The sequence below is a fragment of the Nonomuraea salmonea genome, assembly GCF_042428605.1.
Lineage (GTDB): Bacteria > Actinomycetota > Actinomycetes > Streptosporangiales > Streptosporangiaceae > Nonomuraea > Nonomuraea salmonea.
In genome coordinates this window covers 312,804-330,145 of sequence record NZ_JBHMCF010000008.1, presented here as the reverse complement: position 1 = coordinate 330,145, position 17,342 = coordinate 312,804, and the positions used below count along the sequence as shown (strand labels likewise).

At 71.4% G+C, this 17,342-nt stretch carries 23 protein-coding genes; 11 read left to right on the top strand and 12 right to left on the bottom strand.

The features are described from left to right. Positions 1–15 precede the first annotated feature (15 nt). Complete coding sequence (locus ACFFR3_RS09035) at positions 16–555, top strand: hypothetical protein (RefSeq protein ID WP_379482917.1); 540 nt, start codon at positions 16–18, stop codon at positions 553–555. Here the strand turns inward: ACFFR3_RS09035 and ACFFR3_RS09030 are convergent. The 4 genes from ACFFR3_RS09030 to ACFFR3_RS09015 are packed head-to-tail and all read right to left on the bottom strand — an operon-like array spanning position 543 to position 3,593. After that, positions 543–1,574, bottom strand: a complete 1,032-nt coding sequence (locus ACFFR3_RS09030; RefSeq protein WP_364379364.1) for an ABC transporter ATP-binding protein — start codon at positions 1,572–1,574, stop codon at positions 543–545. The genes ACFFR3_RS09035 and ACFFR3_RS09030 overlap by 13 nt on opposite strands. Next, on the bottom strand, positions 1,571–2,407 hold the full coding sequence (locus ACFFR3_RS09025; protein WP_364379367.1) for an ABC transporter permease: 837 nt from the start codon (positions 2,405–2,407) through the stop codon (positions 1,571–1,573). Before ACFFR3_RS09025 ends, ACFFR3_RS09030 begins: the two co-directional genes overlap by 4 nt. Continuing rightward, positions 2,404–3,153, bottom strand: a complete 750-nt coding sequence (gene modA / locus ACFFR3_RS09020; protein WP_379482988.1) for a molybdate ABC transporter substrate-binding protein — start codon at positions 3,151–3,153, stop codon at positions 2,404–2,406. Before modA ends, ACFFR3_RS09025 begins: the two co-directional genes overlap by 4 nt. Before the next feature lie 26 nt (positions 3,154–3,179). Further along, positions 3,180–3,593, bottom strand: a complete 414-nt coding sequence (locus tag ACFFR3_RS09015; protein WP_364379373.1) for a TOBE domain-containing protein — start codon at positions 3,591–3,593, stop codon at positions 3,180–3,182. Between the two features lie 349 nt (positions 3,594–3,942). On the opposite strand from ACFFR3_RS09015, the gene ACFFR3_RS09010 reads away from it, so the two are divergent. Next, a complete protein-coding gene (locus ACFFR3_RS09010; protein WP_345407796.1) occupies positions 3,943–4,161 on the top strand; it encodes a hypothetical protein in 219 nt (72 codons plus the stop codon). On the opposite strand, the gene ACFFR3_RS09005 is transcribed toward ACFFR3_RS09010, so the two are convergent. From ACFFR3_RS09005 to ACFFR3_RS08990, 4 genes are all read right to left on the bottom strand, one after another. Continuing rightward, entirely contained in the window at positions 4,162–4,449 is a 288-nt protein-coding gene (locus tag ACFFR3_RS09005) for a hypothetical protein (protein ID WP_364379379.1), read from the bottom strand. Beyond that, positions 4,440–5,246, bottom strand: coding sequence for an MFS transporter (locus tag ACFFR3_RS09000; protein WP_379482916.1), 807 nt, complete (start codon positions 5,244–5,246; stop codon positions 4,440–4,442). Before ACFFR3_RS09000 ends, ACFFR3_RS09005 begins: the two co-directional genes overlap by 10 nt. 209 nt (positions 5,247–5,455) lie before the next feature. Continuing rightward, positions 5,456–6,010, bottom strand: coding sequence for a TetR/AcrR family transcriptional regulator (locus ACFFR3_RS08995; RefSeq protein ID WP_345407790.1), 555 nt, complete (start codon positions 6,008–6,010; stop codon positions 5,456–5,458). Positions 6,011–6,070: 60 nt separating this feature from the next. Then, positions 6,071–6,292 (bottom strand): putative antibiotic biosynthesis monooxygenase, encoded by a 222-nt coding sequence (locus ACFFR3_RS08990; RefSeq protein ID WP_345407788.1) that lies wholly within the window; start codon positions 6,290–6,292, stop codon positions 6,071–6,073. 92 nt (positions 6,293–6,384) lie between these two features. Between ACFFR3_RS08990 and ACFFR3_RS08985 the strand changes: the two genes are divergently transcribed. The 6 genes from ACFFR3_RS08985 (at position 6,385) to ACFFR3_RS08960 (ending at position 11,615) form a co-directional block, all read left to right on the top strand. Beyond that, positions 6,385–6,969, top strand: coding sequence for a TetR family transcriptional regulator (locus ACFFR3_RS08985; RefSeq protein WP_345407786.1), 585 nt, complete (start codon positions 6,385–6,387; stop codon positions 6,967–6,969). A gap of 69 nt (positions 6,970–7,038) precedes the next feature. Continuing rightward, entirely contained in the window at positions 7,039–7,551 is a 513-nt protein-coding gene (locus ACFFR3_RS08980; RefSeq protein WP_345407784.1) for an RNA polymerase sigma factor, read from the top strand. Further along, a complete protein-coding gene (locus ACFFR3_RS08975) occupies positions 7,548–8,555 on the top strand; it encodes a CU044_5270 family protein (RefSeq protein ID WP_364379390.1) in 1,008 nt (335 codons plus the stop codon). Before ACFFR3_RS08980 ends, ACFFR3_RS08975 begins: the two co-directional genes overlap by 4 nt. Positions 8,556–8,687: 132 nt before the next feature. Beyond that, entirely contained in the window at positions 8,688–9,470 is a 783-nt protein-coding gene (locus ACFFR3_RS08970) for an alpha/beta hydrolase (protein ID WP_364379393.1), read from the top strand. Positions 9,471–9,565: 95 nt separating this feature from the next. Next, on the top strand, positions 9,566–10,930 hold the full coding sequence (locus ACFFR3_RS08965; RefSeq protein ID WP_379482915.1) for an FAD-binding oxidoreductase: 1,365 nt from the start codon (positions 9,566–9,568) through the stop codon (positions 10,928–10,930). 34 nt (positions 10,931–10,964) lie between these two features. Beyond that, the gene (locus ACFFR3_RS08960) at positions 10,965–11,615 is read left to right on the top strand and encodes a chorismate mutase (protein ID WP_379482914.1); all 651 of its coding nucleotides are present in this window, start codon (positions 10,965–10,967) and stop codon (positions 11,613–11,615) included. Between the two features lie 60 nt (positions 11,616–11,675). Here ACFFR3_RS08960 and ACFFR3_RS08955 read toward each other — a convergent pair whose 3' ends face one another. Together ACFFR3_RS08955 and ACFFR3_RS08950 are read right to left on the bottom strand one after the other, a co-directional pair. Next, positions 11,676–12,614: a class I SAM-dependent methyltransferase gene (locus tag ACFFR3_RS08955; RefSeq protein ID WP_379482913.1), complete on the bottom strand. Its 939-nt coding sequence runs from the start codon at positions 12,612–12,614 to the stop codon at positions 11,676–11,678. A 32-nt stretch (positions 12,615–12,646) separates the two neighbouring features. Next, on the bottom strand, positions 12,647–13,303 hold the full coding sequence (locus tag ACFFR3_RS08950; protein ID WP_379482912.1) for a hemerythrin domain-containing protein: 657 nt from the start codon (positions 13,301–13,303) through the stop codon (positions 12,647–12,649). A gap of 124 nt (positions 13,304–13,427) precedes the next feature. Between ACFFR3_RS08950 and ACFFR3_RS08945 the strand changes: the two genes are divergently transcribed. Both ACFFR3_RS08945 and ACFFR3_RS08940 read left to right on the top strand, forming a co-directional pair. Beyond that, on the top strand, positions 13,428–14,372 hold the full coding sequence (locus tag ACFFR3_RS08945) for an alpha/beta fold hydrolase (RefSeq protein ID WP_379482911.1): 945 nt from the start codon (positions 13,428–13,430) through the stop codon (positions 14,370–14,372). Beyond that, a complete protein-coding gene (locus ACFFR3_RS08940; protein WP_345407758.1) occupies positions 14,369–14,776 on the top strand; it encodes a hypothetical protein in 408 nt (135 codons plus the stop codon). Before ACFFR3_RS08945 ends, ACFFR3_RS08940 begins: the two co-directional genes overlap by 4 nt. Positions 14,777–14,782: 6 nt before the next feature. On the opposite strand, the gene ACFFR3_RS08935 is transcribed toward ACFFR3_RS08940, so the two are convergent. Then, the gene (locus tag ACFFR3_RS08935) at positions 14,783–15,343 is read right to left on the bottom strand and encodes an alpha/beta hydrolase (protein WP_364379420.1); all 561 of its coding nucleotides are present in this window, start codon (positions 15,341–15,343) and stop codon (positions 14,783–14,785) included. Between the two features lie 274 nt (positions 15,344–15,617). Between ACFFR3_RS08935 and ACFFR3_RS08930 the strand changes: the two genes are divergently transcribed. Then, positions 15,618–16,379, top strand: coding sequence for a class I SAM-dependent methyltransferase (locus ACFFR3_RS08930; protein ID WP_345407754.1), 762 nt, complete (start codon positions 15,618–15,620; stop codon positions 16,377–16,379). Between the two features lie 22 nt (positions 16,380–16,401). Here ACFFR3_RS08930 and ACFFR3_RS08925 read toward each other — a convergent pair whose 3' ends face one another. Beyond that, on the bottom strand, positions 16,402–17,340 hold the full coding sequence (locus ACFFR3_RS08925) for a fumarylacetoacetate hydrolase family protein (protein ID WP_379482910.1): 939 nt from the start codon (positions 17,338–17,340) through the stop codon (positions 16,402–16,404). Positions 17,341–17,342: the final 2 nt, after the last annotated feature.

Here is a 17,342-nt window from a genome sequence, read left to right as displayed (position 1 = left end):
GGCTGGAGGGGTGGCGTGACTGCGTCGTTGCGGGTCAGGGTCTGGGTGTACGTGTTGCTGTGCGGGCTTTTGCCGTGGTCCGTGGTGAAGACCGTGTGGACCCTCGGGGGAGACGCGCTCGGGGTGAGCGGCCAGGACTGGTTACGGAGCGTCGAGAGCGACGGCGGCGCGGTCTACGAGGCGCTGGCGGCCGTGGGGATCGATCTGACGGTGCTGGCGGCCCTGCTCGGCGTGTTCCTCGCGCTCGGGCTGGTGCATCGGTGGGGGAAGATCTTTCCGCGGTGGACGCTTTTCCTGGCCGGGCGACGGGTGCCGCGCCTCCTGCCGCTGATCCCCGCGTGGGTGGCCGGGGTGTGTCTGGGCGGGTACGGGCTCGTCCTCCTCGTCATGGTGCCGCTCTCCCTGACCGGGGTGATACCGGCGTTCACGCCGCCGGAGCCCTTCACCAGCAGCGCGGACGTGACCTGGATGATCCTCTTCGGGGGCCTGGCGTTCGGCGGCCTCGGCGGAGCCCTCGTGCTGGGAGCCTGCTCGTACACCTCTCATGCGGGGTAGGCGTGCGTCTCGGTGGCCTTGACCGACGCCCAGATCTCCTGCCCCGGGCTGAGGTCGAGGTCGGCCACGGCGGCCGGGGTGATGTCGGCGAAGGCCGTGATCGGGCCGTCGAGGTGGACGCGGACGTTGTCGCCGTGCCGTTCGATCCCGTCGATGCGGGCCCGCCACAAATTACGCGGGCTGCCGTCGGGACGCGAGCGGTAGAGGGCGACGGCGGCGGGCGGGAAGGCCACGAACGCGGGCCCTGACAGGTGCTCGGAGCTGTGCAGCAGGAGCTCGCCGACCTTGACCCGGCCGGCGTCGGCGCTGCCCCGGTAGAGGTTGAGCCCGACGAGGCGGGCGACATAGTCCGTACGGGGCCGGCGCGCGACCTCGGCGGGCGGCCCCTCCTGGACGACGGCCCCCTGCTCGATGACGATCAGCCGGTCGGCCAGCACCATGGCGTCCAGCGGGTCATGGGTGACCAGCACGGTCGCGCCGTCGAAGTCGGCGAGGTGGCGGCGCAGCTGGGAGCGGACTGCAAGCCGGGTGTGGGCGTCGAGCGCGGCCAGCGGCTCGTCCAGCAGGAGCAGCTCGGGCCGTACGGCGAGCGCACGGGCCAGCGCCACCCGCTGCGCCTGCCCACCGGACAACTGCCGCGGCCTGGCACCGGCCCGATCGGCCAGCCCCACGCGTTCCAGCAGCTCGGCGGCGGCGCGGCGGGCCTCGGCCTTGGGCACACCCTGGCAGCGCGGCCCGAAGGCGACGTTGTCGAGCGCGGACAGGTGCGGGAAGAGCAGGTAGTCCTGGAACACCATGCCGATCGGCCGGCTCTCGGCGGGCAGGGTGTGCAGCGCCCGGCCCCGCAGCGAGATGTGACCTGCGGACAGGCGGGTGAGCCCGGCCAGCGCCCGCAGCGCCGTCGTCTTGCCGGCCCCGTTCGGGCCGAGCAGCGCCACCACCTCACCGGCGGCGGCGTGCAGCGTGGCGTCGAGGGTGAAGGCGGGCCTGGTGACCACCAGGCGGGCATCGAGGGTCACGGCGCGCTCACCCACCGATCACGCAGGCTGGCCAGGATGACCACCGACACGGCCAGCAGGACCAGGCTGAGCACGATGGCGGCCTCGGGCTCGGTCTCCAGCGCCAGGTAGACGGCCAGCGGCATCGTACGGGTGGTGCCGGGGAAGTTGCCGGCGAACGTGATGGTCGCCCCGAACTCGCCCAGCGCCCGCGCCCAGCACAACACCGCGCCCGCCACCACACCAGGCATGACCATCGGCAGCGTCACCCGCCGGAACACCGTCCACCGCGAGGCGCCGAGCGTCGCGGCGGCCTCCTCGAACCGCTGGTCGGCGCCGCGCAGCGCCCCCTCCACGCTGATCACCAGGAACGGCATCGCCACGAACGCCTCGGCGATGACCACCCCGGCCGTCGTGAACGGCAGCGTGACCCCGAACGACGCCTCCAGCCACTGTCCGACGATTCCGCGCCGGCCGAGCACCAGCAGCAGCGCCACACCGCCGACCACCGGCGGCAGCACCAGCGGCACGGTGACCAGCGCCCGGACCACCCGCCGTCCGGGAAAGTCGACCCTGGCCAGCAGCCAGGCCAGCGGCACGCCGAGCAGCAGGCACGCGGCGGTGGCGATGGTGGCGGTGACCAGCGACAACCGCAGCGCCTCCAGCACCTGCGGCTCGGCCAGCCGGCCGGGCAGCGTCGTCCACGGTGCGCGGACCAGCAGCCCCGCCAGCGGCAGCACCAGGAAGACGAGCCCGATCAGCGCGGGCACCACCAGCATCCACGGCAGCCTGCCGGACGCCTCGCGTCCTCGGGTCGTGGGGCCGGTCTGGTCTTGGACGGGAGCGTTCGTCATGGCGCTTCGAATCCGGCCTTGGTCAGCACGTCCTTGCCCTGCTGCGACAGCACCAGGTCGACGAACCGCCGGGCCGCGTCACCGGCCGGGGCCTCGGTGATGGTGGCGATGGGATAGTCGTTGACCGCCTGGTCGGCCTCGGGGAACGCGATGCCCCGCACCTTGCCGGCGGAGGCGATGACGTCGGTCTTGTAGACCAGCGCCGCGTCCACCTCGCCCAGCTCGACCTTGGTCAGCGTGGCCTTGACGTCCTGCTCCAGGGTGACGGGCTTGACCTGCAGCCCGGCGGCGTCCAGCGCCTTGGCGGCGGCCGCGCCGCACGGCACCTGCTCGGCGCAGAGCGCGACCTTCACCTTCGGGTCGGTGAGGTCTTTCAGCTCGTCGATGTGCGCCGGGTCATCAGCGGGGACGGCGATCTGCAGCTTGTTGCGGACGAACGTGGCCGGCGAGCCCGCCAGGGACGCGTCGGTGACGGTCTTCATGGTGGCCGGGCTCGCGGCGGCGAAGACGTCGGCCGGGGCGCCCTGGACGATCTGCTGGGCCAGCGTGGCGCTGGAGCCGAAGTTGAACCGCACCGACGCACCCGGATGAGCGGCCTCGAAGACCTTCCCGAGCTCGGTGAACGTCCCGGTCAGCGACGCCGCCGCGAACACCGTCACCTCCTTGCTCCCTCCAGCGGCGGGCCCTCCTGACCCGCACCCGGCAAGGACCAGCGCGACGGGCAGAACGAGCGCCCACGAGGACATGCGCCGAAACACCAAGGGCCGGCTCCTCACACCTGACTGGCCACGCGCTCGTGGTCAGGGATCTCCACGACGACGTTGGTCGACTTGATCACCGCGACCGCCACCACCCCCACCTCCAGGCCCAGCTCATCGGCGGCCTGCCGGCTCATCAGCGACACCACACGGAACGGCCCCGCGGCGATCTCCACCTGCGCCATCACCGCGTCGCGGACCACCTCCGTCACGATCCCCCTGAACCGGTTGCGCGCCGAGGAACGCCCGCCCCCGCCGCTCTCCCCGACCTGCGCGCGGGCGAACGCCGCCAGGTCGGCGCCGTTGACCTGCCGATGCCCGTGCTCGTCGCGCTCGGCCCGCAACCGGCCCGCGTCCACCCACCGGCGGACGGTGTCGGAGCTGACCCCGAGCAGCGCCGCGGCCTCACTGATCCGAAACGTCGTCACAAGTCCTCACCCTACCCCCGCACTTTCGAGCACGAACACCCGTCAGAAGCAGCATGAGCGACACGTTACGCTTTCTAGCCATCGCATCCACGAGGTCAGGCGTTACCCGGCCCCTGTGACCGCTGACGACGTGCTCGCGATCTGCCGCTTGCTGCTTCGTGATCATTGGCTCTCCCAGGAGACGACGGCCTCAACACCCGGATGGCCCTCACGGTTCAAGGGGCCGTCCAGCCGCGCTCGGGGGAAGGGACGAGGGTGATGCAGGAACGGATCCAGCACCCGGCGGCGGCACCAGCGTCCCTCGAGTGCGGCTCGATAACGTGACGGTCCCCTCGCGCTGGAGAGCCTCATGTCATTCCTTCGCTCAGCCCAGGTGTGGGCGCGCAAGGCCGGGAAGCACCTTTACGCAGGTCTGGTCATGCTGGGCGCCGGTGTCCACGCGCCCTCGCTGCCCCTGCTCTGGGACGGGCGCGCGGAGCACGACGTACCGGACCTGCGCCTGAGCCCGTCCGAACGCGCCGCCTGGCGCCAGCTGACGGCCTCCCTGACGAGCGACGAGAAGTCCTGATCATCTGGGTTTGGGCGGCAGCATCAGTGCGGTGAGGACGGACAGCAGGAGCAGTGCGGCGGAGATGAGGAAGCCGAGCTGGTGGCCGCTGGTGTGGGCGATGAGGGGGTCTGTTCCGGCGTCGAGTTGCCGGTTGGTCTGGGCGGCGGCGATGGCGGCGATGACGGACAGGCCGAGTGCGCCGCCGGTGACGCGGGAGACGTTGATGAGGCCGGAGGCGATGCCTTGGCGGTCGGCGGGCACGCCGGTGCCGGCGGCCAGGGACAGCGGCAGGAAGGTCAGAGCCATGCCGACGCCGATGACGATGGACGGGCCGAGGATGTTGGCGAGGTAGCTGCCCTGGGGTCCCGACTGCCGAGCCCGGTCTGCAGGGGGTTGTAGTGCAGGACTTCCTGCTGGTAGAGGGTGGCGATGTAGAGCATGGCGAACATGCCGCCGCCGACGAGGGCCTGGGTGACGTTGGCGCCGGCGACGTTGGGGATTTTGAGGAGGGTGAAGGGCAGCAGGGGGTCTTTCGCGCGTGCTTCGTGGAGGGTGAAGGCGGCGAGCAGCGCCAGGCCGACGATGAGGGGCAGCAGGGTGGTGGGTGAGGTCCATCCGGTTTGGCTGCTTTGCACGATGCCGATGGTGAGCAGGGTGACGCCGGCGGTGGACAGGACGGCGCCGGTGAGGTCGAAGCGCTGGGTGCGGCGGGCTGGGCGGTGGTCGCGGGCGATCCAGAGCAGGACGCCCGCGATGACGAGGGCGCTGATGGGGACGTTGATGAGGAAGATCCAGCGCCAGCCGGGGCCGATGGTGAGCAGGCCGCCGAGGACGAGGCCGAGGATGTCGCCGATGCGTCCGCACAGCAGCAGGAAGCCGCCGAAGGTGACCAGGTAGCCGTTGACGACCCAGCTCAGCCCGGCTTCGGTGAAGCCGAGTTCGCTTTTGATCGGGGGCAGGGCGACGTTCATGATCGAGATGTCGATCGTGTCCAGGATCAGTGCCGCGCAGATGACGACCACGGTGAGCGTGTGACGGCGCGTCCACGCGAACCGCGCCCCTGCCTGTGGTGCCGCGTCCTGCTCCTGCTGTGCGTCGGTCACGCGGCACCCCCGCTACTTGTCGAACGGTCGGTCAGTTGGCCTCAGCGTAGGTACCTGACCGAACGGTCGTCAAGGCTCTTGCGGCAATGGAAAGGTACGGCGGCATAGGTGGATGGAGCGGGATTGCCGCCCCGGCGGTCAGGGCAAGCGCCACGAGGCGGGAGCCGACCGGCCACGCCGGTGGCCACCCGCCGTTGCCCCGGGGGCGATCACTGATCCAGGCAGCGCAGCGCGGCGGCCAGGAACTCCTGCTTCTGTGCCGGCGAGAGCGTGCCGTTTCCGGCCTCGACCGCCCAGAACGCGCCCTGCTTGGCCACCGCGAACGCGGCCCAGGCACGGGCCAGGGCCTCGTCGCTCGCGTTGGGGCCGGCCAGGGCGTGGATGAACGTCCGGGTGCTGCCCTCGACGTCGTACATGCCGCGCAGGACGGGGGAGATGGACGGGTCGCTGCTCAGCAGCGCGTTGACCGCGTGCGTCTCCACCGTCAGATCGATCAGGGCGCGCAGCAGTTCCTCGGGGCTGAGCCGCTCTTTCGCGCAGCGCTCGGCCAGCTTCGCGAACAGCGACAGCGGCTCGGTGATGAGCGCCCCGAGGATCAGCTCCTTGGAGTTGAAGTGGTAGTAGAGCGTGGCCTTGCTGGTGCCCAGCTTCCCCGCGATGTCGGCGATGGAGGTGCCGGCGTAGCCGCGCTCCACGAAGAGCTCCTGCGCGGCCTCCAGGATGCGCGCCCGGGTGCGGACGCCGTCGCGTTCCCCTACGGCCACGAGATCACCCTCTTCATGGGCCGAGCATACGGGACTTGACGACCGTCCGGTCATGGTGCTTCACCGCTCGCGCCGATGAAGGCGGGCGTTGACGCGCAGGAGGGCCGGGACCAGCAGGTAGACCACCACGGGCACCACGATCGCGGTCACCACCAGCGTGCGCAGCGCCTGCGGCAGCGGGCTGATGACCGGCTCCAGCAGCAGTTGCACCAGCATGAGCGTCGCGTAGACGGCCGCCCAGGTGATCAGGGCGCGGCGGTGCACGGACGGTGTGGCAGGCATGACGGGTCCCCCTCGATAATCCAACTCATCAGTTGGAGTTTTGCACACGAATCTCCAACTGTCGAGTTGGATAGTGCGGCTATGCTGGGAACATGGCATGGAACACGGCCCGCACCCGGCAACTCCTGCTCGACGCGGCGGTCGAAGAGTTCGCGGAGCACGGCCCCGAGGCGGCCAGGCTCGACCGCATCGCCGCCACGGCCGGCGTCAACAAGGAGCGCATCTACCAGTACTTCGGCAACAAGGAGCAGTTGTTCGCCGCCGTGCTGAGCTGGAGTCTGGAGCGTTTGGCCGAGGCCGTGCCGCTGGACGGGCCGCTCGCTGCCGACCTGCCCGCGTACGCCGGCCGCGTCTACGACTACCACCGCGAGCACCCGCAGTTCATCAGGCTGCTCTACTGGGAGGGCCTGCACCGCGGCGGCGACCCCATCGCCGCCAGGGAAGAGCGCGCCGCCCACTACGCCGCCAAGCTCTCAGCCCTGGCCGCCGCACAGAAGGACGGCACGCTGCCGTCGGAGTTCACGCCGGGCGAGCTGCTGTACGCGGTGATCGCCCTGGCCGGCTGGTGGTACGCCACCCCGCCGCTCGCCCAGATGATCATGGGCGACGGCATCGGCGGCGCCCGCGACGCCCTGGTCCGCATGGTCGCCAAACTGGCCGGCTCAACCTCCTCCTAGCGAGCCGCCACATTCCGCAAGGTGCCGGACATTTACCAGATGTTCGACACCTTGTGGCAAGGAGACTTCGTGACCTACCGAGATCGCTTCGAAGCGGTCTACGACGCGTATTACCCGGCGATACATCAGTACGCCGCCCGCCGTACCGGCTCGCCCGACGACGCGGCCGACGTCATCTCGGAGACGTTCCTCACCGCCTGGCGGCGCATCGGCGACGTGCCCGAGGGCGAGGAGGCGCTGTTATGGCTGTACGGGGTGGCCCGCCGCGTGCTGGCCAACCAGCAGCGCGGCGCATCGCGCAGGGCCGCGCTCACCGAACGGCTGCGCGCGGAACTGGCCGCCGACCGGCCGGCCGGATCGGTGGATCTGGACCATGTACGCGCGGCCTTCGACGCTTTGTCCGAACGTGACCGCGAGGTGCTGGCGCTGGCCTGCTGGGAGGACCTGACCGGCCAGCAGATCGCCAAGGTCCTGAAATGTACGCCGATCGTCGCCCGTACCCGGCTGCACCGGGCGCGCAAACGGATGGCGGCGGCGCTGGAGCGGCAGACGTCCATGACGGTCGCGATGGGGGAAGCATGAGCGACATCGACACCCTGATGAAGGCCATCGACCCGGCACCGCACGCGCCGGAACAGGGGCCCGCCGCGCGCGACCTGCGTGCGGCGATCATGGCGACTCCGGCGCCCACGCGCAGGACGGCCAGGCGGACGCCGTGGCGGGCCGGGGCCATCGGGCTCGCCGCGGCCGCGGCCGCGACGGCGGTCTTCCTCGTCCAGCCCACGCCCACGGTCGTACCTGCCATGCCGGGGACGTCGCTCCTGCTGGCCGCCGCCGCGAAGGCCCAAGCCGCCCCGGAGGGCGCGTACTGGCATCTCAAGGAGCTGTACGTGGGCTCGGCGGGACCGTACGGCCGCGACGGCGACACCTACCGTCTGGAGACCTCGTATCTCTCGGAGACGTGGTTCGCCAAGGACGGCCGGGCGTGGATCGGCGGCAGGAGGCTCGCCGCACGCCCCCTCGACAGGGAGGCATGGCGCCGGGACGGATCACCGACCGAGTGGACGATCGGAAGGGACGGCGGTCTCTACTCCACCTCGCCCGGCGCGGGCACGCTCACCCGGCTCAAGGGGGAGCGGAAGCTCTACTGGAGCGCCATGCCCATGACCATCAAGGAGATCGCGGCGCTGCCCGCCGACCCGGAAGCGCTGAAGAACCGGGCCGCTGAGGCGATCCGCCGCGATCGGGACTTCGCCGGTTCCGTGGCGGACGGCCTGCCGCCCACCTTGGCCTCACTCCTGTACGCGCTGCCCGCCTCCCCGCAGGTGCGCGGCGCCGCGTACCAAGCGCTGGCGAAACTGCCCGCGGTGCGGGTCGAAGGCCGGACCACCGACGTCCGGGGGCGGGCGGGCGTCTCCGTGACCTTCCCGCTCCAGGGAGGTGGACCTGCTCAGGGCAGGCTGATCATCGACCCTGACACCTCCAAGGTGCTGACCTACGCGGTCACCGGCGGCGGGTCGAAGGAGGACCGGGTCACCGTGGTGCTGGACTCCGGCTGGACCGACACCCCGCCATCCGCGGACTGATCCAGGTGTGAGGGAGAACGTTCGGTCTTGACTGGTGTGCCAGGTGTGCCATGATGAGACCGAACGTTCTCCCTTGTCTGGGGGAACGTCGTAAGTCGTTCTGACCTGAAAGGCCACATCATGGGAACCCGTATGCTTCGCCGTGCCGCACTCGCCGTCGGCGCCCTCGCCTTGATCGGTGCCACCGCGCCCGGCGTGGCGATGGCGGACAGTGCGAAGTCCACCGGCGCGAAGCCGACCATCGTCCTGGTGCATGGAGCGTGGGCCGAGTCGTCGAGCTGGTCGTCGGTGGTGGAGCGGCTGCGCAAGGACGGTTATCCGGTGCGCGCCCTCGCCAACCCGCTGCAGGGCCTCACCAGTGACAGCGCCTACGTCTCCAGCTACCTGGCCTCGATCGACGGCCCCCTGGTGCTGGTCGGCCACTCGTACGGCGGCGCCGTGATCACCAACTCCGCCGTCTCCGACCCCGACGTCAAGGCCCTGGTGTACATCGCCGGTTTCATCCCCGCCAAGGGCGAGACCGTCGGCGACCTGGCCGCCAAGTCCTCCCCGGCCATCCCGCTGGTCACGACCACCGTCCCGGACGGCGCCGAGGTGTCCATCGACCCGGCCCACTTCCGTGAGTCGTTCGCCGGCGACGTCGACAAGGCCACGGCCGCCACCCTCGCGACCGTCCAGCGTCCCGCCAACACCAAGGCGGTCACCGACGCCGGCGAGAAGGAGGCGTACCGGACCATTCCGTCCTGGAGCCTCATCACCCGGCAGGACAAGGCGATCGCGCCCGACCTGCAGCGCTTCATGTCGAAGCGGGCCGGTGCGCGCGTCGAGGAGGTCAACGCCTCCCACGCCGTGATGGTCAGCCGCCCCGACGCGGTCACGAACCTGATCGAGAAGGCCGCCCGCAGCGCCCGCTGAGCATGGGCCTCATGTTCCCCGCCGGCCGGTACGGACCCTCCGGCCGGCGGCGGACCAGCCGATCCGCACGCTCCTCCCGAGTGAGGTCTCAACCCATGACCCAGCACCAGATCGGCCGCCTGGCCGACACCCTGCGGCGGACCATCCACGCCGACCGCGTCATCACCACAGGGCCGGACTACGACGCCGGCCGCGCCATCTGGAACGGCGCCGTCCTAGCCCGGCCCGGCGTCATCGTCCGGTGCGGCGATCACACCGACGTCCAGACCGCCGTACGGGCCGCGCGCGAGGCCGGGGTGCCGCTGTCGGTGCGCGGCGGCGGCCACGACTGGGCGGGACGATCGCTCAGCGACGGCGGCCTCACCATCGATCTGTCCGGTATGCGGCAGGTGACCGTGGACCCTGAGGCGAAGGTCGCCGACGTCGCGGGTGGGGCGACGGCCGCCGACGTCGTACGCGCCGCGCAGCCGTTCGGCCTGACCGCCGCGACCGGCTCCGCCGGGTCCGTGGGCATGGCGGGCCTGACGCTCGGCGGCGGGTACGGGCCGCTGAGCGGCCGGTTCGGGCTCGCCCTGGACAACCTGCTCGCCGCGGACGTCGTGCTCGCCGACGGCTCCCTCGTCACCGCCGACGCCGAACGCGAGCCGGACCTGTTCTGGGCACTGCGCGGCGGCGGGGGCAACTTCGGCGTCGTCACCTCGATGCGCGTACGGCTGCACGCCGTGCCGACCTTGTTGTCCGGCATGGTGCTGTTCGCGTGGGAGCAGGCCGGGGCCGTACTGGCCGGACTGCAGGACGTCCTGACCGGGAGCCCGGACGAGCTGACCGTGCAGTCCGGCGTCCTGGCGGGCCCGGACGGCAAGCCGGTGGTGTTCCTCTCGCCGACCTGGAGCGGCGACGACGCGGCGGCGGGGGAGCGGGCGCTGGCCCGGCTCGGCGGCCTCGGCACGCCCCTCCTCTCCCAGATCGGCCCCGCCACCATGCCCGAGATGCTCGCGGGCATCGACGCGCAGTTCCCCTTCGGCCGGCACGTCGAGATCCGTCCGCGTTCCGTGCCGTCCCTTTCGCCGGGCGTACGCGAGGTGCTGAGCGTCGCCGGCTCCACCCTGACCTCGCCCTACTCGGCGGTCTCGGTGCACCACCTGCACGGGGCCGCGGCCCGCGTACCGGTCACGGAGACGGCGTTCGGCAACCGCGACCCGCACCTGATGATCGAGATCATCGCCCTCTGGGAGCCCGGCGACGCGCAGGCGGCCGGCCACCGCGCCTGGGCCGCCGACGTGGCCCGCGCCCTGGAGCCCGACGCCCTTCCGGGCGGCTACCCCAACCTCCTCGGGGACGACGAATCAGCCCAGATCGCCCACGCCTACGGCCCGAACGCCGAACGGCTCCTAAAGGTGAAACACCGCTACGACCCGGACCGGATCTTCCGCGCGATCCCGCTGCCGGACCCGTCCTGAACCCCCTCTTTCCTAACGAGATAAAGGTAGATGTATGAACCTGCGTACGAGGATGACCCGCTTCGCGATGATCGCCGGAATGTTCGGAGCCACGACGGCCCTGTCCCTGCCCGAGGCGATGGCATCGGCGGCCCCGGCCGCCGTGGGCGGCGTGGTCGCGGCACCACCGTCGTCGTCGCTGGGCAAGCTCGGCCCGTTGACGGACCTCGTCATCGAACGGCTCCTGGTGAGCGACGACGTGGCCGCCTCCAAGTTCGGCACCGACTCGCCCATCGAGGACCCGGCCCGCGAGCAGCAGGTCCTTGACCAGGTCCGCCGGCAGGCCGAGGACCTGGGGGTGGACGGGGACGCCGCGGTGGCGTTCTTCCGCGACCAGATCACCGCCAGCAAGGTCGTCCAGAAGGGTCTCTTCGCCCGCTGGACCGCCCACCCGGAGGAAGCCCCGACCACCCGCCCCGACCTGGCGGAGATCCGCCGGCGCCTCGACCGCCTCACCACGGAACTCCTGGACAGCCTGAAGTCCACGGAGCACATCAGGAAGAAGGCGGTGGCCTGCGCGACCCAGCTGACGCTGGCCACCGCATCAGGCGCGAAAAGGGAACGCCTGGACGCCCTCCACCGCCAGGCCCTCGAAACCGCAACCGACTCGGTGTGTAACCCCGCCAAGCCCGCCGGACACAACTGACGGCGTAAGGTCGCCGCCGCAGAGGAGACGGCAGTGTATGGACGCACTGCCGATGCCTGCTCAAGGGCGTTGCGCCGCTACCAGGACAGGGCCGCCCGGCACCGTGGGGAAGCGTTGCTGATCCTTCAGCCCGTACGTGGTGAGAGCCTCGGTGGTGCGGTCGGCGTCGTACGTGTTGCCGCCGTTGCGTACCGACTGCCAGCCCGCCACCGCACGGCGCAGGCCGTCAGCCGGAGCCGGGTTGGTGCCGACCACGAGCCAGGCGCCGGGTTTCAGGGCCTCGATCAGGCGGGGGAGGGCCTGTGTGAGGATGGGTTCGGGGAGGAAGGGGGCGGGGAGCCAGATCAGGTCGTAGACGGCCTGGTCCGATACGGCCGCGACGTCCATGTGGCGCAGGGTGATGCGGTCGGCGGCGGGGCCGGCGGTGGCCAGCTCCTCGCGAGCCAGGCGCAGCACACGCTCCATGATGTCGATGCCGACGACCTCCGCCTCGGGGAACGCCTCCGCCAGTGCCAGAGCCAGGGCGGCGATGCCGGTGCCGACGTCGAGGATGCGGCTGCCCGGCTCGGCCAGCCGTGCGGCGAGGCCGGGCAGGGCGGGGACGACCTTGGTGGCGAGGGCGCGGCCGGTGCCGGCCGACGCGCGGCCCTGGTTGCGCAGGACCTCGTCGTCATGGTCCGCCCAGCCGGCCGTGCCCGACTCGCCCGCGGCCGCCGCCACCGCCTGGCGCAGCGAGCTGAGCCGGGCCTGCGCCGAACTGCGGTAGCTGGGGCCGTCGGCGTACTGGTACGCCGGGTGCAGGGTCAGGGTGTCGCCGTCCCGCTGCGCCAGCCCGGCCGCCTCCAGGACGGCGGTGCGTTGCGGGTCGGCGGCCAGGACCTCGGCCAGGGGTTTCGTGGCGGCCTCGTCAAGGGTCGCGATCAGGGCTGCCAGCGCCCAGGTCGCCGCCTCCAGAGTGGCGGACGGATCCGGGGCGGATGGCGAGGTTCGTACGGACATGTGCGCCTTTCTGCCGCAGGCCCAGAAGGTGGTCAGGCCCGTCCGAGCAACCGCTCCCGGTGGGCGGCGTATTCCTGGGGGCCGACGGCGGAGACCACGTCGAAGATCTCGGGCGGTACGGTGCCGCGTACCAGCTCGTAAAGCTCCGGGTCGAGGTCGTGCAGCAGCATGCCGAACAGCAGTGTGTGGCTCGACGGTGGCAGGCCGGCGAGGCCGTGGCGGCCGACCTCGGCCCACTCCTCGGCGGTCAGGTGCTCGTCGATGAGGGTGAGGATGGCCGACTCCTCGGCCGCCAGGTGCTCGCGCAGCACCGGCAGGAGGTCGCGCAAGGAGCGGACGGCCGCCTCATGGCTCGGCTGGTCCGGGGTGGCGCGCCATTGCTTTATCGCGGCGGCGACGGCGTCCAGGCGGTGGTCGATCTCGTCGTGCTGGGACTGCATGGTGTCGAGCAGCGGGGCGACGTCGCCCGGAGCGCGGTCCTGGAGCTTCGGCCAGAGCAGGGCGTCCTCGGCGGCGTGGTGGGCGTGCAGCAGCCCCGCCACGAACTCGACATGGCCGGCGACCACCGCCGCGTGGCCGCCGTCACCGGGCCGCACGTTCTCCGCCAGGTCGGGCATGGCGGAGAACTCGCGCCTGAACATGTCGTGGACGGCGATCATCTCGCGGCTGTCGGCACGATTCGCGTTCATGAGCACTCTCCATCGCATAGGGATGCCGCCCAGACTACAGCAGTAGATAGAACGTTCGGTATTGACAGAGGGAGGTGCGAGCGCCAGGCTGGGGGAGAACGTTCGGTATTGCGAGGGGGAAGATATGAGAACGGAACCGGCAAGTGAGCACGTCGGGGCGATGGAGACGCTGCCTCTCCAGGACGGCCGGATCCTGGAGTACACGGTACGAGGGCCGGAACGAGGACCGCTCGTCCTCTTCCACCACGGCATGCCCGGCTCCGCGGTCCCCATGGGGTCCGTCTTCGACTCGGCCATCGACAAGGGGTACCGGGTCGTCACGTACTCGCGTCCCGGCTACGGCGCCTCGACCCCGGCGCCCGGCCGTACGGTCGCCGGCGCCGCCGAGGAGTGCCGCCAGTTGATGGACCACCTGGGCGCCCGCCGGTACCTGGTGGCGGGATGGTCGACGGGCGGCCCGTACGCGCTCGCCACCGCCGCAGGGGACGCGCCCCGGGTGATGGGCGTGCTGCTGATCGCCTCGTTCGCACCCCACGACGGGGAGGGGCTGGCGTTCGCCGACGGCATGGGGCTGCAGAACCAGGTGCTGTTCGGGGTCGCGTCCCGCGACGAGGAGAAGCAGCGCGCGGTCGTGGCGCAGCTGGCCGCGGCCGTACGCGACGGCGACGCCGCCGACCTCGCCGCCGGCATGGCGAGCCTGTTCCCCGAGGTGGACGCCGCCGAGCTGGCCGGCGCCTACGGCGCGGAGAACATGGCCCACATGCACCACGCGCTCGCGCCGGGCGAGGAGGGCTGGCTGGAGGACTTCCAGGCGCTGACCACCTCCTGGGGCTTCGACCCGGGCGGCGTCACCGTCCCCGTCGAGCTGTGGCACGGAACGCTCGACCGCATGGTGCCCGTCGCGCACGGGCAGTGGCTGACCGCGCACCTCCTGAACGTCCGTGCTCATATAGAGCGCGGACACGGGCACATCTCGATCGGCGTCGGAACCCTCGGCGACAAGCTCGACCGCCTCAGGTCGAGAGTCAGGGGGAGCGCGCCGGTCAGAACTTTCTGGGAGGGACTGTGACGAACGGCACCGTACTCAACGTGGGACTCGATCCGCAGGTCGTCGGCGACCCCGGCGCGCCGAGCGAGGCGTTCCCCACGGTAGACGCGGAGCAGGTCAGGGCCGGTCTCGCCAAGGCCGCGGCCGAGCTGGCGGACATGGGTCTCGCCTTCGAGACCTGCCTCCTCGGCCGGGGTGCGGGGGCGGAGGAGAAGTTCCGCGAGGCCGTAAGCGGCAAGCACTACGACGTCATCGTGTTCGGCGGGGGAGTGCGCCTCGAACCCGCGATGACCCCGCTCTTCGAGAAGCTCATCAACATCGCGCGGACGCACTCGCCGGCGTCCGTGCTCTGCTTCAACACCGGCCCGCAGACCACCGTGGACGCGGTGCGCCGCTGGTGGCCCCGGCCGTCCGACGCGGGCTGACGCGGGTCACTTCGTGTCGATCCGGCCCAGCGGTTCGCCGGCCGCCGCCAGCGCCCGGCGGACGGCGGGCCAGGCGTCGTCGTCGAGGCCGAGCGCGGTCCGCAGGTAGGCGAGGGTGGCCTCCTGCACGAGGGCGACCCGCTCAGGGCTCTCATCGGTGGTACGGGTGTCGAACGCCCCCTGGGTGCCGCCGAGCCCGTGCTCCGCGCCGAACAACGTCAGCAGATCGGTCGCGCCCGGGCCGAGCCGGTAGCCGTCGGCGAACCAGTCCGGCCCGCGCACCGTCAGCGGCGACTGGTCGCGGTCACCCGCCACGACCAGGCTCGGCGTCTTCAGCTCGGAGAAGTCGGGGTTCATGAAGGGGAAGTGCTGGGCGGCCAGCGGGCTCAGGTCGTCACCGCCGCTTCCGGGCAGGCGCAGCAGCACGGCCGCCGCGACCCGCGTGCCGATCAGGCTCTCACCGTCGCCGACCCGCGCACCGGCGAGGGTGCTCGCCGTCCGGGCGCCCCACGAATGCCCGGCGACGGCGACGCGTTCGCGATCGACGCGCCCGGCCAGCCCCGGCACCTGGGCCTCAATGACCTCCAGCTGGTCGAGAACGCCGGTCAGATCGCCGGTGCGAGCGGCGCCAGATCAGCGGCGTACGGGGGTCGTCGGGGGCGAGGCCCAGCGGGGGCCGGGAGCACGACCGGGCGGACGGAGATGAGGGCGATGTCGTTCATAAGGGGAGACCTTCCAACAAAAGCGGAACACTGCTCCGCATCAATATACGGAGCAGTGTTCCGCTTGCCCAGTCGCGAAGATGTCCGCGTTCTGTGTGGATCTTGGGCAGAATGGCCCGATGCCTACCATCCCGCACAGGTTCGCCGAGGCCACGTCTTCGTCCTCGTACAACGACTACGACCAGATGGCCGAGGGCTACTCGGCCGAGAACGAGACCAGCCTCGCGAACGCCTACTACGAGCGCCCCGCCATGCTGGAGCTGGCCGGGGACGTGGCCGGGCGGCGCGTTCTCGACGCGGGTTGTGGCTCAGGGCCGCTGTTCGCCGAGCTGCGGAGCAGAGGGGCGATCGTGACCGGCATCGACGCGAGCGCGGGGATGCTGGAGATGGCCAGGCGGCGGCTGGGCCCCGACGCGGACCTGCACGAGGTGGATCTGGCCGGGCCGCTGCCGTTCCCCGACGACACGTTCGACGACGTCACCGCGTCCCTCGTGCTGCACTACCTGGAGGACTGGGGGCCGACGCTGGCCGAGCTGCGACGCGTGCTGAAGCCCGGCGGCCGGCTGCTCGTCTCGGTGGACCATCCTTTCTCCATCGCGCTCTTCCAGCAGATGGCCGGGGAGAAGCCCGCGTACTTCGAGACCCGCACCCGCACCGAGGAATGGGTCATGGGCGGGGAGACCGTCCGGATGAGGTTCTGGGACCGGCCGCTGCACGCGATGACCGAGGCCTTCGCCGCCGCGGGCTTCCGCATCGACGTCATCAGCGAGCCGCCGTTCGCGCCGGAGGCCCGCGAGCTGTTCCCGGAGGAGCTCGGCCACATCGGGCCCGATCGCACGAGATTCCTCTGCTTCCTGTTCTTCGTTCTCGAGGCCGGCTAGACACCGGCTCAGGCCCCGCACATCACCGCGGGTTCTCCTGGGGACGGATCCGGGCCTTGGGCAGGGGCAGCGGGGACGTCCCGGGCACGACGGTGTTGCGGATGGTGCCGATGCCCTCGACCGTCATCTCCACCACGTCCCCCACCTGAAGCGGCGGCGGGTCCTGGCGGCCGTTGCGGCCCCACAGCTCGGCCAGGCAGCCGCCGTTGCCGCAGGTGCCCGAGCCCAGCACGTCGCCGGGCCGGATCCGGGCGCCGCGTGAGGCGTAGGCGGCGAGCTCCTCGAAGGTCCAGGCCATGTTGGACAGCAGGTCACGGCCGACCTCCTCGCCGTTGACGCTGACGGACAGCGTGAGGCGCAGGAAGCCGTCGGCGTCCCGGTACGGCTCCAGTTCGTCGGCGGTGACCAGCCACGGGCCGAGCGTGGTGGCGGTGTCCTTGCCCTTGCAGGGGCCGAGGCCGACCTGCATCTCGCGGGACTGCAGGTCGCGGGCCGACCAGTCGTTGAAGATCGTGTAGCCGTAGATGTGGTCGCGGGCCTGCTCGGGGCTGAGGTCCGCGCCTTTCTTGCCGATGACGGCGGCGACCTCCAGTTCGAAGTCGAAGGCCCGGCAGCCGGGCGGGACGGGCACGTCGTCGTGCGCGCCGATCAGCGCGTACGGGTTGCTGAAGTAGAAGGTGGGCGCGTCGTACCAGGCGTCCGGCACGCCGCCGCGGCCGTCCACGCTCTTGCGCACGCCCTCGACGTGCTCCTCGAAGGTGACGTGGTCGCGGACCGACGGGGGCTCGACGGGCGGCAGCAGGCGTACGCCGGCCAGCGGCAGCGGCTCCCCGGTGGCCGGGAGGTCGCCGGTGCGGATGACGTCGAGCAGGACGGTCCCGCCGGGGAAGGGCAGGACGGCGTCGCCCGAGACGACGCCGCAGCCGCGCAGGCCCTGGTGGGTGAAGGTGGCCAGGCGCATGA

Excerpts from the sequence above, each read along its gene's own strand:
- ACFFR3_RS09025 (WP_364379367.1), bottom strand. The coding sequence starts at position 2,407 with ATGACGAACGCTCCCGTCCAAGACCAGACCGGCCCCACGACCCGAGGA.
- modA (WP_379482988.1), bottom strand. The coding sequence starts at position 3,153 with ATGTCCTCGTGGGCGCTCGTTCTGCCCGTCGCGCTGGTCCTTGCCGGG.
- ACFFR3_RS09010 (WP_345407796.1), top strand. The coding sequence starts at position 3,943 with ATGTCATTCCTTCGCTCAGCCCAGGTGTGGGCGCGCAAGGCCGGGAAG.
- ACFFR3_RS09005 (WP_364379379.1), bottom strand. The coding sequence starts at position 4,449 with ATGGCTCTGACCTTCCTGCCGCTGTCCCTGGCCGCCGGCACCGGCGTG.
- ACFFR3_RS08990 (WP_345407788.1), bottom strand. The coding sequence starts at position 6,292 with ATGCCTGCCACACCGTCCGTGCACCGCCGCGCCCTGATCACCTGGGCG.
- ACFFR3_RS08985 (WP_345407786.1), top strand. The coding sequence starts at position 6,385 with ATGGCATGGAACACGGCCCGCACCCGGCAACTCCTGCTCGACGCGGCG.
- ACFFR3_RS08975 (WP_364379390.1), top strand. The coding sequence starts at position 7,548 with ATGAGCGACATCGACACCCTGATGAAGGCCATCGACCCGGCACCGCAC.
- ACFFR3_RS08970 (WP_364379393.1), top strand. The coding sequence starts at position 8,688 with ATGCTTCGCCGTGCCGCACTCGCCGTCGGCGCCCTCGCCTTGATCGGT.
- ACFFR3_RS08965 (WP_379482915.1), top strand. The coding sequence starts at position 9,566 with ATGACCCAGCACCAGATCGGCCGCCTGGCCGACACCCTGCGGCGGACC.
- ACFFR3_RS08960 (WP_379482914.1), top strand. The coding sequence starts at position 10,965 with ATGAACCTGCGTACGAGGATGACCCGCTTCGCGATGATCGCCGGAATG.
- ACFFR3_RS08955 (WP_379482913.1), bottom strand. The coding sequence starts at position 12,614 with ATGTCCGTACGAACCTCGCCATCCGCCCCGGATCCGTCCGCCACTCTG.
- ACFFR3_RS08950 (WP_379482912.1), bottom strand. The coding sequence starts at position 13,303 with ATGAACGCGAATCGTGCCGACAGCCGCGAGATGATCGCCGTCCACGAC.
- ACFFR3_RS08945 (WP_379482911.1), top strand. The coding sequence starts at position 13,428 with ATGAGAACGGAACCGGCAAGTGAGCACGTCGGGGCGATGGAGACGCTG.
- ACFFR3_RS08930 (WP_345407754.1), top strand. The coding sequence starts at position 15,618 with ATGCCTACCATCCCGCACAGGTTCGCCGAGGCCACGTCTTCGTCCTCG.
- ACFFR3_RS08925 (WP_379482910.1), bottom strand. The coding sequence starts at position 17,340 with ATGCGCCTGGCCACCTTCACCCACCAGGGCCTGCGCGGCTGCGGCGTC.